This window comes from Vibrio lentus, from assembly GCF_030409755.1.
Lineage (GTDB): Bacteria > Pseudomonadota > Gammaproteobacteria > Enterobacterales > Vibrionaceae > Vibrio > Vibrio lentus.
In genome coordinates, this window is sequence record NZ_JAUFQE010000002.1 from 265,447 (window position 1) to 281,202 (window position 15,756).

Consider the following 15,756-nt stretch of genomic DNA (forward strand, 5'->3'; position numbering starts at 1 on the left):
GGTTACTCAATGAAAAAACTGACACTCGTACTATTCGGCATGCTATTTCTTGCCACCAGTGCCCATGCTGCGCGTATTAAAGACGTGGCAAAAGTGGCGGGTGTTCGTAGTAACCAACTTGTAGGCTATGGTTTGGTCACAGGCTTGCCGGGTACCGGTGAGACAACTCCCTTTACCGATCAAACATTTAACGCAATGCTGCAAAACTTTGGCATTCAATTGCCGCCTGGCACCAAGCCAAAAACCAAAAACGTAGCGGCCGTTATTGTTACCGCTGAACTGCCTGCTTTCTCTAAGCAAGGTCAGGAAGTTGACGTCACCGTTTCTTCTATTGGTTCTGCTAAAAGCTTGCGTGGTGGTACCTTGCTACAGACCTTCCTAAAAGGTTTAGATGGTCAAGTGTACGCGGTAGCACAAGGTAACTTGGTGGTAAGTGGCTTTAGTGCTCAAGGCAACGACGGCTCTAAAATCGTCGGTAACAACCCTAATGTCGGCATCATTTCTAGTGGTGCAACGGTTGAACAAGAGATCCCAACCCCATTCGGTCGTGGCGATTACATCACTTTCAACTTAATCCAATCAGATTTCACAACCGCTCAGCGTTTGGCTGATGCGGTGAATAATTTCCTAGGTCCACAAATGGCTTCAGCGGTCGACGCGACTTCAGTAAAAGTTCGCGCACCACGTGAAATCAGCCAACGTGTGGCTTTCCTTTCTGCCATCGAAAACATCGAATTTGACCCTGCAGAGGGCTCTGCAAAAATCATTGTTAACTCACGTACTGGTACGATTGTAGTTGGTAAGCATGTTCGCTTAAAAGCGGCTGCGGTAACACACGGTGGTATGACGGTCGCAATCAAAGAAAACCTCAACGTGAGCCAGCCGAATGCATTCTCTGGTGGCCAAACGGTGGTGGTTCCTGATTCAGATATCGAAGTAACCGAAGCCGATGGCAAGATGTTCAAGTTTGAACCAGGCTTAACGCTGGATGATTTGGTTCGTGCGGTGAACGAAGTGGGCGCAGCGCCTTCTGATTTAATGGCAATCCTTCAAGCACTGAAACAAGCGGGTGCAATTGAAGGCCAATTGATCATTATCTAAGGAATAAAGCATGATTAAGAATAACAATGACATCGGCTTTATTCACGACATCGGCAGTTTAGACCGTCTTCGTCAACAAGCAGTAAACGGTGAAGAAGGTAGCGAAAAAGAAGCACTCACAGCAGCGGCAAAACAGTTTGAATCGATTTTTACGTCGATGTTGTTTAAGTCGATGCGTGATGCGAACTCAAGCTTTAAGTCAGATATGTTGAACAGCCAGAACGAACAGTTTTATCGCCAGATGCAAGATGACCAAATGGCGAGTGAACTCAGTGCATCAGGTTCGCTCGGTCTTGCGGATATGATTGTTGCTCAGCTAAGTGCAGGCCAAGCAAGTGATGCGACAGAAGATAAGGTTCGCAGTGAAGGCTTTGATACCTCATTGGAAAGACCTCAGTATTCAGGTCGTTCCGAAGAGAGAGCATCTGAAGTTCAATCTGCTTCCGCTGTTAAACAACCCGCATCTTTCGATTCTCCAGAATCGTTTGTGACCTCAATGAAGCCTTACGCTGAAAAAGCGGCGAGCGCACTCGGTGTTGATTCGTCATTGCTATTAGCACAAGCGGCACTTGAAACAGGTTGGGGGTCTAAGATGATTAAGAACTCTTTGGGCAACAGCAACAACCTATTCAACATCAAAGCAGATAGAAGTTGGAAGGGCGATAAGGTCGCGACTCAAACGCTTGAGTTTCATGGCAAAACAGCCGTTAAAGAGTCAGCCTCTTTCCGTTCTTACTCTAATTTCGAAGATAGCTTTAATGATTACGTGAAGTTCTTGAACGAAAACCCAAGATACGAAACAGCGCTACAGCATCAAGGCAATTCAGAGAATTTCATCAAAGGCATTCATCAGGCAGGTTACGCAACCGACCCTAACTATGCAGACAAGGTTTTACGAGTTAAAGCCAAGATCGATGAGATGAACTAGCGTCGTCAATCAACATAGAGAGCTTGCTAATGGCAGGCTCTTTTTTTATCCGCCCCTTTCGAACTTGCCACTCCTTTCATCGTTATCTCCTTACACTTCAATAAATTATTGCCTTTTAGCTCTCCGAACTTTCTATTGGCACATATATTGCTTTTTAAACCTGTAGTTAATCAGTTCATTCTGATTTTGTTAAGTTTTTTGGGGGCATTATGGCGTCGGATCTTCTGAATGTAGGGGCACAAAGTGTTCTTACGGCTCAGAGACAGCTAAACACCACAGGTCATAACATTTCTAACGCCAACACAGAGGGTTATAGCCGCCAGTCTGTGATTCAAGGTGTGAATGACCCGCGCCAGTACGGTGGGCAAACCTACGGTATGGGTGTACATGTGGAAAATGTTCGCCGCTCTTGGGATCAGTTTGCCGTTAAAGAACTTAACTTATCGACAACCAATGCCGCTAATAAAGGCGATACCGAGGCCAACCTCGATATGTTGTCGAGCATGTTGTCATCGGTCGCTTCAAAGAAGATTCCAGAAAACCTCAACGAATGGTTTGATTCCGTTAAGACTCTCGCCGATACCCCGAATGATGTGGGTGCGCGTAAAGTCGTGTTAGAGAAAGCAGGGCTTGTAACTAAAACCTTGAATGAATTTCATGAGACGGTGCGTCAACAGTCTGATTCTACGAACAAAAAATTAGAAGTCGGCATAGAACGTGTAAACCAAATAGCGGTTGAGATTCGTGATGTTCAGCGTCTGATGATGCGAACACCAGGGCCTCACAATGATTTACGCGATCAGCACGAAAAGCTGATCAATGAGCTATCTGGTTACACCAAAGTGACGGTAACGCCGCGCTCTAATGCGGAAGGGTTTAACGTCCATATTGGTAATGGTCATACCTTGGTTTCTGGTAGTGAAGCAAGTCAACTGAAGCTAGTTGACGGTTTACCTGATACGCATCAGCGTCGATTAGCGATAGTTGAAGGCAAGTCTTTGAAGCCGATTACCAGTAATGATATCGATGGAAAAATCGGTGCCATGCTCGATATGCGAGATGAGCATATCCCAGGCATCATGGACGAACTTGGACGTTTAGCGACGGCTTTCTCTGAGAAAGTAAACTCACTCCAATCACAAGGTTTGGATCTCAATGGCAATGTTGGCCAAGACATCTTCACCGATGTGAACTCTGAGCGTGTAGCGAAATCACGCGTGACGGCTGGCAGCCAATCAAAGGCTGATGTTGCCGTTTATATTGATGACACTTCTGCCTTAAAAGGCGGCGAGTACGGTCTTAAATATGACGGTAGTGACTATGTCGTGACCAAGCCTGACGGTGAAACGGTCAAAGTCAGCACTAATTCAGCGGGCAATGCTTTTTATCTAGATGGTATGCGAGTCGAAGTTCGAAACCCACCTGAATTGGGTGAGAAGCTGTTACTGCGTCCAACTCGTAACTTTGCTGCTCAGATTCAGATGGCAACCAAAGACCCAAGAGATATTGCCGCACAAAGTTATGAGGCATCGACCACGTTTGCGAAAGGCTCGGCGGGTTTCAAGATCCTAGCGGCCGGTCAATTGCGTGAGTTTGAAGTGATTGTTTCACCAAAAGGTGAGCAGTTTGCCGTGACTGATCCGAAAGGCAATATTTTAATGCAGCCGCAGCCGTACCCACCTGAAGGTCCGGTTACGATTAATGGCACGACTTTCGAGTTGACCGCTGGGGCTGTGGCAAACGATAAATTTACGGCAAACCTTGTCCCATCAGAGGGTGACAACGGTAACTTGCGTAAGCTGCAAGATCTCCAAACAGGAAAGATCTTGAATGATGGTGAGTCTACGATTTTAGACCTTTACCACAACTTGAATACCAATACGGGCCTGAAAGCGTCGACGGCAAATCGCTTAAGCGACATTGCCACCTTAGAAAAGGAATCCGCTCAGGAACGTATTGCTTCAGTGTCGGGGGTTAACCTCGATGAAGAAGCGGCAAATATGATGAAATTTCAGCAAGCGTATATGGCTTCTTCACGCATCATGCAAGCAGCCAATGATACGTTCAATACTATTTTGGCTCTGAGGTAGGAAGTATAAATGTTGAATCGTATTTCTAGCTTCCACAACTACCAATCTGTTCAGAACGACTTGCGTCGTCAAGAGAACAAGATACATCACAACCAAGCACAACTTGCTTCCGGTAAGAAGTTGCAGTCGCCAAGTGATGATCCTCTTGCGACCCACTATTTACAAAATATTGGTCAGCAATCAGAACAGCTTAAGCAATATAGTGACGCAATTGTCTTAGTTCGTAATCGACTGGAGCATCACGAGGTATTGGTCTCCAACACCGAAGGCTTTGCTGATGAAGCAAAACGAACCGTGATGGAAATGATTAACGGTGCGCTCTCTCCAGAGGACCGTTTAGCGAAGAAACGCGAGATCCAAGAGCTATCAAATAATTTTCTGCATCTAGCTAACTCTCAAGATGAGTCGGGTAACTACACGTTTGCGGGTACTAAGCCGAAGAATCAACCCTTCTTTAGAGATAACCAAGGTAACGTCAGCTATCAGGGCGATGACTATCAGCGAAAGATGCGTGTAGCGAGTAGCTTCGAGATGGCGATGAATGATCCAGGCAGTAAGTTATTTATGGAAATAGATAACCCGTTTGGTGATTACGAACCGCAGTACGAACTCGAACCCGCTTCTGAATTACTTTTGGAACGTGCGACGAACTCAGCTGAAGATGGGTCAACGTATAAAGTGACGTTCGTTGATATGCAGACAGGAAATTATGCTTATCAACTTGAAAAAGATGGCGCAGTGGTGGCCGCAGAAGACTTTGATCCTTCGACTGGCATTGTCTATGAAGGGCTGAATATCCAAATCAAAGGCCAAATCACTAAAGGTGATTCGATCACCTTAGAACCGCGAGAGACTTTCTCTATCTTTGATACGTTCAAAGAAGCTGCTGAGCAGGCTGAAAACCCGGTATCGGATGCATCAGCAACAGCGAAATTGCACCAAGTAACCGAAGAGTTCCACGCTGCGTTTATCCATTTGACCAAGGCGAGAACCGATGTTGGTGCGCGTTTAAGTACGCTGGATATTCAAGAGCAACAGCATGAAGATTTTAAGTTGTCTTTAGCCAAAGCAAAAAGCAACTTTGAAGACTTGGATTACTCGAAAGCCATCATTGAGTTCAATGAAAACTCTCGAGCACTGCAAGCTTCCCAACAAGCGTTTGGTAAAACAAAAGACCTGACCTTGTTTAATTATATTTAATGAACAATCTGTATTTAGTGGTGAATTAACCCTCACCATTGAAGTTAGATTCTTTGCCGTATGTGCTATGCCGTATGAGCGAATCACTTCAACCTTTGCCGGTTTCTTATACAGGATGTCATCTGTTTGAAAATAGCGGCAAAAAGCGGCAATGGGTCAACGAAGGTACTTTTTGTTCCCCAAGCTAGTTAAACCAAATCGAGTTAAGTTTTCATTTAAGTGATTGATTTTATATATGTTAAAAATTAATCGAAACAGTATTAAACTTGGCATATAACTTGTATCTGTGTTGGTCATAAAATGATTTATACAGATCTTAAACCCTGCATAGGGTTTAGCGAGTAATACACGGTCAGTGCTTATCCATATGAGAGTAAAGCTGGCCGCTTCGCAGAAAGTTTGCGAACTCATAAGGAGAGCAAAATGGCTATTAATGTAAGCACTAACGTTTCTGCTATGACAGCACAGCGTTACCTGAATAAAGCGTCTAATGATTTAGCGACTTCTATGGAGCGTTTGTCATCAGGGCATAAAATCAACAGCGCGAAAGATGATGCAGCCGGTCTGCAAATCTCTAACCGTTTAACGGCGCAATCACGTGGTTTAGACGTGGCAATGCGTAATGCCAATGATGGTATTTCAATTGCACAAACCGCTGAAGGCGCGATGAACGAATCAACCAATGTACTACAACGTATGCGTGATCTGGCGATTCAATCATCAAACGGTACGAACTCGGCAGCGGAACGTACAGCGCTTAATGAAGAGTCTTCGGCACTTCAAGATGAGCTAAACCGTATCGCGGAAACGACCTCGTTTGGTGGTCGTCGTCTGTTGAATGGTTCATTTGGTGAAGCATCTTTCCAGATAGGTTCTAGTTCTGGTGAAGCAATGATTATGGGACTCACTAGTGTTCGTGCTGATGATTTCCGTATGGGCGGTACTACGTTCGATTCTGAAAATGGTAAAGATAAAAGCTGGGAAGTGCCGCCAACGGCGAGCGATCTTAAGTTTGAATTTAGAACCAAAGCAGGTGAAGACATCGTTTTAGATATCAATACCAAAGCGGGTGATGATATCGAAGAGCTTGCTACTTACATTAATGGTCAATCGGATCTTGTGAACGCATCGGTGACCGATGATGGTCGCATACAACTATTCGTTGCTGAACCTGACCTTGACGGTGCAATGTCGATCTCTGGTGGCCTAGCATCTGAGCTAGGTATTAAGAGTGAAGGCCGTGCAACATCGGTTCAAGATATCAGCCTGACTAGCGTTGCAGGTTCACAAAACGCAATCAGCGTAATTGATTCTGCAATGAAGTACGTAGATTCACAGCGTGCTGATTTGGGTGCTAAACAGAACCGTCTAAGCCACAGTATTAATAACTTGGCAAACGTTCAAGAGAACGTAGACGCTTCTAACAGCCGAATCAAAGATACGGACTTTGCGAAAGAGACGACGCAAATGACCAAATCACAAATTCTGCAACAAGCAGGTACTTCGATACTTGCTCAAGCAAAACAGTTGCCTAACTCTGCAATGACACTATTGCAATAGTTATTGGTTGAACTTGCTGCTCGTGTTCAGACGTGAGCCATGCAGCAAGGGAAACTGGCAAGCATACTTACTATGAGTGTTTAGCTCTCTCATCTCTCACCTGCTATTCATTTTTACGGTAAGAATGCAACGGCGAGTCAGAAATGTGTTCATTTCTCGATGATCTCCACACAGGCTCTGACCTGCCAACTAGCCCCGGTTCTCTCAAAGGAAAAGGGGCTTTTTCCTTTCTGTTTTTTATTTCTCTGTTTCCTATCTTTCTTATTTCTATCTTTTTGTTTTCCTGTCTTTTGCGTTTCCCGCTGGCTTCTAACTTTAGATTTCTGATCCTTCAGTTTCAATTCAACCCATTTTATTCGTTACAAATGCTTTCCTTGGCTAGATAAATTGCACAGTTTTTAAGCCCATCTGCGATCTTTGGTGATTGATCATTTCTGAGCTTTGACCAATTTGAACGACAGTTAGCGTGTTTTTTGAACAAGTCAGGATCTTTAGCCCATTAAATTCAATAGCTTCCTTAGAAAGGTGGTAGTTGTAAGTTCCTGATAAATAACTAGTTAATATTTTATTTTTGGTTTTTTAAAAGTTTTTCTAAAGCTTCGGGATTTTGAGCCGTTATTAAAAGTAACTTTGAGAGAACTACTTGGTTTTCCGAGACGTCGGAAACCGCTATACCGGAAAATCAATTGGAGAAATCACCATGGCAGTGAATGTAAATACAAACGTTTCAGCGATGACTGCGCAACGTTACCTAAACAACGCAAACAGCGCACAACAAACATCAATGGAGCGCCTAGCTTCAGGTTCTAAAATCAACAGCGCGAAAGATGACGCTGCGGGCCTACAAATCTCTAACCGTTTGAATGTTCAGAGCCGCGGCCTTGATGTTGCTGTTCGTAACGCGAACGACGGTATCTCTATTGCACAAACTGCTGAAGGTGCAATGAACGAGACAACCAACATCCTGCAACGTATGCGTGATTTGTCTCTACAATCTTCAAACGGCTCAAACTCAAAATCTGAGCGTGTAGCGATTCAAGAAGAAGTAACAGCACTGAACGACGAACTGAACCGTATTGCGGAAACCACGTCTTTTGGTGGCAACAAGCTGCTTAACGGAACTCACGGTACTAAATCATTCCAAATCGGTGCGGATAACGGTGAAGCGGTAATGCTTCAACTGAAAGACATGCGCTCTGATAACGCTCAGATGGGTGGTAAGAGCTACCAAACTGAGAACGCGAAAGATAAAGACTGGAACGTTCAAGCTGGCGCAAACGACCTAAAAATGTCGTTCACTGATAACTTCGGCCAAGCACAAGAAATCGATGTGTCTGCGAAAGCGGGCGACGACATCGAAGAGCTAGCAACTTACATCAACGGTCAACAAGACTCTGTTAAAGCGTCTGTAACTGAAGACGGTAAGCTACAAATGTTTACTGGTAACAACAAAGTTGAAGGCGAAGTGGCATTCTCTGGCAGCCTTGCTGGCGAACTAGGCATGCAACCTGGCAAAGATGTAACGGTTGATACTATCGACGTAACATCAGTTGGCGGCGCACAAGAATCTGTAGCAGTCATCGATGCGGCACTTAAGTACGTAGACAGCCACCGTGCTGAACTGGGTGCTTTCCAAAACCGTTTCGACCACGCTATCAGCAACTTAGACAACATTAACGAGAACGTTAACGCATCTAAGAGCCGTATTAAAGATACCGATTTCGCGAAAGAAACGACTCAGATGACTAAGTCTCAGATCCTTTCTCAAGCTTCAAGCTCGATTCTTGCTCAAGCGAAGCAAGCACCGAACTCGGCACTTAGCCTACTAGGTTAATCGATTGAAATGCCACGTTGACTATATGTTGTTGATCATCATAGGCGTTAACGTAAGGCTTCCACAAATTAGCTCGTGGTGAGAGATGAGCGCTAAACAGACCCAGCTTCGGCTGGGTTTTTTATTGCCTGTTATTTGGGAAAAGTGCGCTGTCGGTGAACAGGAGTAAAAGCGAGATTCCCTATCACGCTCGTCACTCGCTGTAGGGAATGACGGGGATAGAGTGATGATGACTTCACAGCATCGCGAGATGAGTACTGTTGGCCTGAGTGCATAATGTTTCAGTTTGAACAAAGGTATTTGTCGTCATTCCAGAACCGAGTAGAACGAGGTATCAGGAATCTGTTGTGTTAATAGAAGCGTTGTTCAATATCTCACTTATCACAGTGACCAATGACGAGTGGTTCATAAATTAATGGGACATCTGCCGTCATCGCAGAATCGAGTAGAACGAGATATCAGGGACCTTTTGTGGTTTTTATATTCAACACCACGCTCATTAATCCAAGTTGAATGGAAGCTTTAGCGAATGTCGCTCTATTAATTGAATCCCGATCACACTTTTCTTTGTTGTTGAAAAGAATACGAAAAAAAGCACATTTTTTATTAAAGCTTCTACTTAAGGGGCCGTTAAAGGGATTGAGAGAAATGATATGTACCAATGTAAGGTGAGAGAGACACTGGTGCATAAACAAAATTGACATGTATTTGTGTGAGGTGAGAGTCACATAAGTACATTAAAAAATGCCTAAAGGAGATCAACTATGGCGATTAATGTAAGCACTAATGTGTCTGCAATGACGGCTCAGCGCTACCTAAATAGCGCGGCTGAAGGTACTCAAAAATCAATGGAGCGTTTGTCTTCTGGCTATAAAATCAATAGCGCAAAAGATGATGCTGCAGGCCTACAAATCTCTAACCGCTTAACGTCGCAAAGCCGTGGCCTAGATATGGCTGTGAAAAACGCGAATGACGGTATCTCTATTGCACAGACAGCTGAAGGTGCAATGAATGAGTCAACCAACATTCTGCAACGTATGCGTGACCTTTCTCTTCAATCTTCAAATGGTTCAAACAGCAAATCTGAACGTGTTGCTATCCAAGAAGAAGTCTCTGCTCTAAACACAGAACTTAACCGTATCGCTGAAACGACCTCTTTTGGTGGTAACAAGCTTCTTAACGGTACTTACGGTAGCCAATCTTTCCAAATCGGTGCTGATTCTGGTGAAGCAGTAATGCTAACGATGAACAACATGCGTACCGACACTCAAGACATGGGTGGCAAAAGCTACGGTGTTACTGAAGGTAAAGATGCTTCATGGCGTGTGGCTGCGGGCTCTGACCTAACGATCAAATACAACGATAAGTTTGGTGAAGCACAAGAGTTGTCTATTTCTGCGAAGGAAGGCAACGATATGGAAGAGCTAGCAACTTACATCAACGGTCAAAGCCAAGACGTTAAAGCGTCTGTAGGCGAAGGCGGCAAACTGCAACTTTTCGCTTCAAGCCAAAAAGTTGATGGTGATGTTGAGTTCGGCGGTAGCCTTGCTGGTGAACTTGGTATTGGTGCAGCTAAAGACGTGACTGTTAACGATATCGACGTAACTTCAGTTGCTGGTGCAAACGAAGCGGTGTCTATCATTGATGGCGCACTAAAATCTGTTGATAGTAACCGTGCTTCTCTTGGTGCTTTCCAAAACCGTTTTGACCACGCAATCAGCAACTTAGATAACATCAACGAAAACGTTAATGCATCTAAGAGCCGTATCAAAGATACTGATTACGCGAAAGAAACAACAGCAATGACGAAGTCTCAAATCCTACAACAGGCGAGTACTTCTATCCTAGCTCAAGCAAAACAATCACCATCAGCAGCTCTAAGCTTATTGGGCTAAACTTACTTCGGTAAGTAGCGGTAAACTCTACTTTGGGTAGAGTTTTACTGTATGGCTCACAAAGGAGGGAGGGAGACTGTTATGGAAATATCATCCAACACATCGAACATCCAGCCTTATGGCTCACCTAATGGCATTAAATTTGCAAGCGATGAAGGTAGTAGTGCGTCGAGTACTTCACGACTGAAAGAAGCAACATCTTATGGCAAAGTAGAGAAATCGAAAGAGGAAGCTACTGAAGCGGCGATTCAATTGGCTCAACATAGACAAGAGTTAAATGATGAAGAGCGAGTCAAGATGGTAGAGAAGGTAAACGAGTTTATCTCTTCTCTCAATAAAGGTGTTGCCTTTAAAGTCGACGAAGAATCGGGGAGAGATGTGGTCACGATTTATGAGACCACGACTGGAGATATTATTCGCCAGATTCCCGATGAAGAAATGCTTGAAATTCTAAGACGCCTAGCAGCCCAAAACTCAAATAGTCGAATATTTGAGGTGAAGGTTTAAGTCGTATTATTGAGGTGATTTAATGAGTTTTGGCCCAATGGGGATTTCGTCTGGCATGGATATCAATTCCATGGTCAGCAAAATTGTTGATTCTGAGCGTGTGCCTAAACAGCAACGAATCGACAATGAACGAACGCGAATCGATACCAGCATTAGTGCCTATGGAAGACTCAGAGAATCTCTCGATTCGATGAAAAACCTGATGACAAACTTTCGTCAGGAGAAAGCTTTTGCTGTGAGAACAGTCGAAAGTACCGATGAAGGTCTGGTGTCTGCAACAGCGACTACCGAAGCGATCGCTGGCAAATATGCCATCGATGTGTTGCAGCTTGCCCAAAGCCATAAAGTGGCTTCTGATGTATTGTCAGAAGACATGAAATTTGGTCCAGGCAAGCTGCAGATTTCATTAGGTGACAAGAGCTTTGACGTACAAGTTAGCGATAGATCGAAACTGATCGAGGTTGTTCGCGGAATTAACGGCGCAGATAAAAACCCAGGCGTTCGTGCTTCTATCATCAATGATGTTGAAGGCCCGCGACTTATCGTTGCTTCCAATCAGTCTGGTTCTGACCAACAAATCAATATCAATGTCGATTCCGACTCTGCAAATCCCTTAAAAAAGCTCGAATATAGAACGCTTGAAGAGCGTGTTGAATCGTTAGAGAAAGCTCGCCTTGCTGCTCAAGAACTCCTAGCTCTAACACCGGCAGGCAAAGCTGTCGAACTCATCGATGACGCGATCGCTAACGATGATCCTAATGTGAGTGAAACACTCGATGAAAACGGAAATATCATTCAGGCAACCCAAACAGATTCCACAGCAGCCGATGAAGGCTCTCAAAGCCTGAGCTACGGCGAACAAGCCGCAGCTGACGGCCAGGCAGCCCTAGACGCAGCCCAGGCTGCAAAGTCGGTCATGCCTGAAGACAATATTCCAGGTTGGAGTGAGACGGCCTCTGGTACGCTCCTAGACTCCTATTACTCACCTGAACTTGAGCTTGATGAAAAAGCAATTGAGAAAGCACCCGATGTTCCGGGTTGGTCAAATGCAGCATCAGGTACCTTGACCGATTCATACGTCACGCCAAAAGAAGCACAGCAGAAACTCGAAGCCGAACAAGCGCGTATTGAAGAGAAAATCGCTCAAGAAAAAACTGAGCTGGCTGAAAAAGTAGAAAAGGGCGAATTAACCGCTGAACAAGCTAAAAACATAGAACGCTCTAAGCTATCGCCAGAAGAGCGTGAGCAATTGGAAAAAGTCGACAAAGTACAAGCCGACCTTGCTCAAGCGCAGCAATCATTTGATACCTATAGCGGCATGACGGAAGTTCAAGCTGGCCAAGATTCCATGGTGGTTTTGGACGGCGTTGCTCAGCTTTCTAGCAATAATAATGTGATTGAAGATGCCGTTGAAGGTATCGATATTACGGTTAAAGGAAAAACACCGAAAGATAAGCCACCGGCAGAAATCGGTGTTGAGTACGACCGCAATAGTGTTCGCCAAGATATCGAATCCTTTGTGAGTTCTTACAACCAGTTTTATCAAGTGTCTAAAGACTTGGCGGGTGTCGACCCAACAACAGGCCAAAAAGGCCCACTTTCTGGTGACAGTACGGTACGTAATGCCGACTCAAGGCTAAAAGGCGTCTTCTCGTCGAGCATTGAGGGTGCGCCAGATAACCTTAAATCATTGACTGAGTTTGGTATCACGACAACTAGACAAGGCTCGCTAGAGATCAACTACGACATGCTTGACCGTCAACTCAACAACAACTTCGATAAGTTGGGTGAGTTCTTTGGCGGTAACAATGGTTTCGCCAAAAAAGTAGAAGATGCAATTCAAGGCATCACCGGTATTACGGGCTCTATTCGTACACGAGAAAAGAGTCTGGTCGAACAGAATTATCGCTTAGTTGATGATCAAAGTGCATTGGACCGTCGCATGGATAGCCTACAAAACCGGACACACTCTAAGTTTACGGCTATGCAAGATGCGACCAGCAAAATGCAGTCTCAATTGGGCAGTATGATGAATGCGTTGGGTTAATCGATGAATACCCAGCTTCAAGAGCTTTGTGAACTGGATCAATTAATTATCTCTAAGCTCGAGTTTAGTGAAATTAATGCTGAAGAAATAACGCAGCTTGTCGATAACAGAGAACAGTTATTGCAAAACGTGCTTCAATTCATCGACTCACACCCCGACGTTAAGCAAAGTTCTGAATGGTTTGAAGCTATTACCAGAACCAGAAAATTGGTCGAATTGATGCAGTCTGAGACGACTCGAGTAGGTAAGAACCTACACAAATACCGTCACGGCGCTAAATCAGTTCAACAATACAAAAAGTTTTTATAGAAGAGGTTTACTATGCGCGGTTCTTTACAGGCATATAAAAAGGTATCAGTGGATAGTCAGCTAACAGCTGCCTCACCCCATAAGATTGTACAAATGTTGATGGCGGGTGCTATTGAACGCTTGATTCAAGGTAAAGCGGCAATGCAAGCGGGCAACATTCCAGTGAAAGGTGAGCGTCTTGGTAAGGCTCTAGATATCATTATTAGCCTACGTAGTTGCCTTTCTATGGCCGATGGTGGCGATATTGCGAAAAACCTAGATCAACTTTATGAGTTCATGATCACGCAAATTTCTGCGGCAAATCACAAAAATGATCCACAGCCAATTGATGATGTTATCGATATTATCCGCGAAATTAAGAGCGCTTGGGACCAAATTCCGAACGAATATCACAACTTGACGTCTGCTGACGTAGGTATTTAAAGAAAAACTATCCTTCCAACTAGCGACACTTACGTTAATTGGTTGGTTGCCTTATTTTTTTAATCAAATAAAATAGAAGCCATTAGATAGCCTAATGGCTTTTTTCGTTGCTGATTTCCTTAATTTGTCCACGTAAAACATAATCATTGATATATTCTTCTGTTTTATAGATTACGTTGCTCACCGTTTTTCCGCATCGCACCAAAATAAAGGCAATAATTCCTACTTATGCATGGTTTGGCAAAACTGCTTGTCGTCGATGATAATTCTCAAGATCGTCACAATTTAAGCACAATATTAGAGTTTGTAGGAGAGAGCTGCGAAGTAATCAGCTCGGAACAAGCACGTAAAGTGGATTGGTCACTACAGTGGTCAGGCTGCATTATTGGCTCAATTAAAGGTAAAGGCTTCAACGCTTTACTCAATGAAAAGCTCGTTCACGCAAATCACATCCCATTGCTTGTTATTGGCAAGCATAATCATTCGGTCGATGAACTCACCAACTATGTTGGTGAATTAGAGCTACCTCTTAATTACCCTCAATTAAGTGATGCATTGAGACACTGTAAAGACTTCTTAGGTCGTAAAGGTGTCCAAGTTGTTTCTTCTGCACGTGATAACACACTGTTTCGTAGCCTCGTTGGGCAAAGTGCTGGTATTCAAGAAGTTCGCCACTTAATTGAACAAGTTTCTTCAACTGACGCGAATGTACTGATTCTTGGTGAATCGGGTACAGGTAAAGAAGTGGTTGCTCGAAACATTCATTATCATTCTAAGCGTCGCTCTGGGCCTTTCGTGCCAGTGAACTGTGGCGCTATTCCGCCAGACTTATTGGAAAGTGAGCTATTTGGTCATGAGAAAGGTGCGTTTACCGGAGCGATTACCGCACGTAAAGGGCGCTTTGAGTTAGCTGAAGGTGGCACGCTATTTCTTGATGAAATCGGCGATATGCCAATGGCGATGCAGGTTAAACTGCTGCGCGTGTTACAAGAGCGATGCTTTGAACGCGTTGGTGGTAACAACACGATTCAAGCTGACGTTCGCGTGATTGCGGCAACACACCGCAACCTTGAAGACATGATCGACGATGACTCGTTCCGTGAAGATCTTTACTATCGCTTGAATGTCTTCCCGATCGAAATGCCTGCGCTTCAAGATCGCAAAGAAGACATTCCATTGCTGCTTCAAGAGCTGATGACTCGAATGGAAGCGGAAGGCAGCATGCCTATCTGTTTCACTGCTCGAGCGATTAACTCTATGATGGAGCATTACTGGCCAGGAAACGTTCGTGAACTAGCAAACTTAGTTGAGCGTATGGTTATCCTCTACCCGAACAGTTTGGTAGACGTCAATCACCTGCCCACTAAATATCGATACAGTGATATTCCTGAGTTCCAACCAGAGTTTAATAGCTTTGTATCAGAGGAAGAGCAAGAACGTGATGCTCTGGCTGACTTGTTCTCAGAGGATTTCAGCTTTGACCAACAAGACGATCTCGCTGATAACGCCAATGCACCTCAAGAGTTGCCTCCTGAAGGTGTAAATTTGAAAGAGCTTCTCGCTGATATGGAAGTGAACATGATCAATCAAGCTTTGGAAGCTCAGGGTGGAATTGTTGCTCGTGCTGCTGACATGCTTGGAATGCGCAGAACGACTCTGGTTGAAAAAATGCGTAAATATAATCTACAGCGATAGAGCTCAGATTCGCTCTCAGCGGTATCAAGTTAAGACGGGTGTTGAGTTAAAACCTCGTTTTGATTGAGACAGTAGAAAGGACATAGTCGAGTTGTTGCTTGCTTAACTATGTGATAAATATAGCAAATAGCCTGACGCGTGTTTTACGTGTCAGGCTGTTTTAGTAT

The 15,756-nt window shown here is 44.3% G+C and carries 12 protein-coding genes; all 12 read left to right on the forward strand.

All coding sequences use genetic code 11. The annotated features are described in order from the left end of the window. The first annotated feature begins 9 nt into the window (after positions 1-9). The 12 genes from QWZ07_RS09630 (at position 10) to QWZ07_RS09685 (ending at position 15,589) form a co-directional block, all read left to right on the forward strand. Positions 10-1,101, forward strand: a complete 1,092-nt coding sequence (locus tag QWZ07_RS09630; protein WP_017106350.1) for a flagellar basal body P-ring protein FlgI — start codon at positions 10-12, stop codon at positions 1,099-1,101. Positions 1,102-1,111: 10 nt separating this feature from the next. Then, complete coding sequence (gene flgJ / locus QWZ07_RS09635; protein WP_054542507.1) at positions 1,112-2,029, forward strand: flagellar assembly peptidoglycan hydrolase FlgJ; 918 nt, start codon at positions 1,112-1,114, stop codon at positions 2,027-2,029. Positions 2,030-2,238: 209 nt separating this feature from the next. Further along, positions 2,239-4,119, forward strand: coding sequence for a flagellar hook-associated protein FlgK (gene flgK / locus QWZ07_RS09640; protein WP_192853195.1), 1,881 nt, complete (start codon positions 2,239-2,241; stop codon positions 4,117-4,119). Positions 4,120-4,128: 9 nt separating this feature from the next. After that, complete coding sequence (flgL, locus tag QWZ07_RS09645) at positions 4,129-5,319, forward strand: flagellar hook-associated protein FlgL (protein ID WP_004736186.1); 1,191 nt, start codon at positions 4,129-4,131, stop codon at positions 5,317-5,319. 423 nt (positions 5,320-5,742) lie between these two features. After that, a complete protein-coding gene (locus tag QWZ07_RS09650; RefSeq protein ID WP_004736187.1) occupies positions 5,743-6,879 on the forward strand; it encodes a flagellin in 1,137 nt (378 codons plus the stop codon). Positions 6,880-7,579: 700 nt separating this feature from the next. Then, positions 7,580-8,713, forward strand: coding sequence for a flagellin (locus QWZ07_RS09655; protein WP_004736189.1), 1,134 nt, complete (start codon positions 7,580-7,582; stop codon positions 8,711-8,713). A gap of 764 nt (positions 8,714-9,477) precedes the next feature. Continuing rightward, positions 9,478-10,608, forward strand: coding sequence for a flagellin (locus QWZ07_RS09660; protein WP_017104817.1), 1,131 nt, complete (start codon positions 9,478-9,480; stop codon positions 10,606-10,608). An 81-nt stretch (positions 10,609-10,689) separates the two neighbouring features. Further along, a complete protein-coding gene (gene flaG, locus QWZ07_RS09665) occupies positions 10,690-11,115 on the forward strand; it encodes a flagellar protein FlaG (RefSeq protein WP_017104818.1) in 426 nt (141 codons plus the stop codon). Positions 11,116-11,137: 22 nt separating this feature from the next. Beyond that, on the forward strand, positions 11,138-13,162 hold the full coding sequence (fliD, locus tag QWZ07_RS09670; protein WP_192853196.1) for a flagellar filament capping protein FliD: 2,025 nt from the start codon (positions 11,138-11,140) through the stop codon (positions 13,160-13,162). Positions 13,163-13,165: 3 nt separating this feature from the next. After that, positions 13,166-13,471, forward strand: a complete 306-nt coding sequence (fliT, locus tag QWZ07_RS09675) for a flagellar protein FliT (protein WP_017104820.1) — start codon at positions 13,166-13,168, stop codon at positions 13,469-13,471. Positions 13,472-13,483: 12 nt separating this feature from the next. Then, complete coding sequence (gene fliS, locus QWZ07_RS09680; RefSeq protein ID WP_017104821.1) at positions 13,484-13,894, forward strand: flagellar export chaperone FliS; 411 nt, start codon at positions 13,484-13,486, stop codon at positions 13,892-13,894. Positions 13,895-14,122: 228 nt separating this feature from the next. Then, a complete protein-coding gene (locus QWZ07_RS09685; RefSeq protein WP_102308178.1) occupies positions 14,123-15,589 on the forward strand; it encodes a sigma-54 dependent transcriptional regulator in 1,467 nt (488 codons plus the stop codon). Positions 15,590-15,756: the final 167 nt, after the last annotated feature.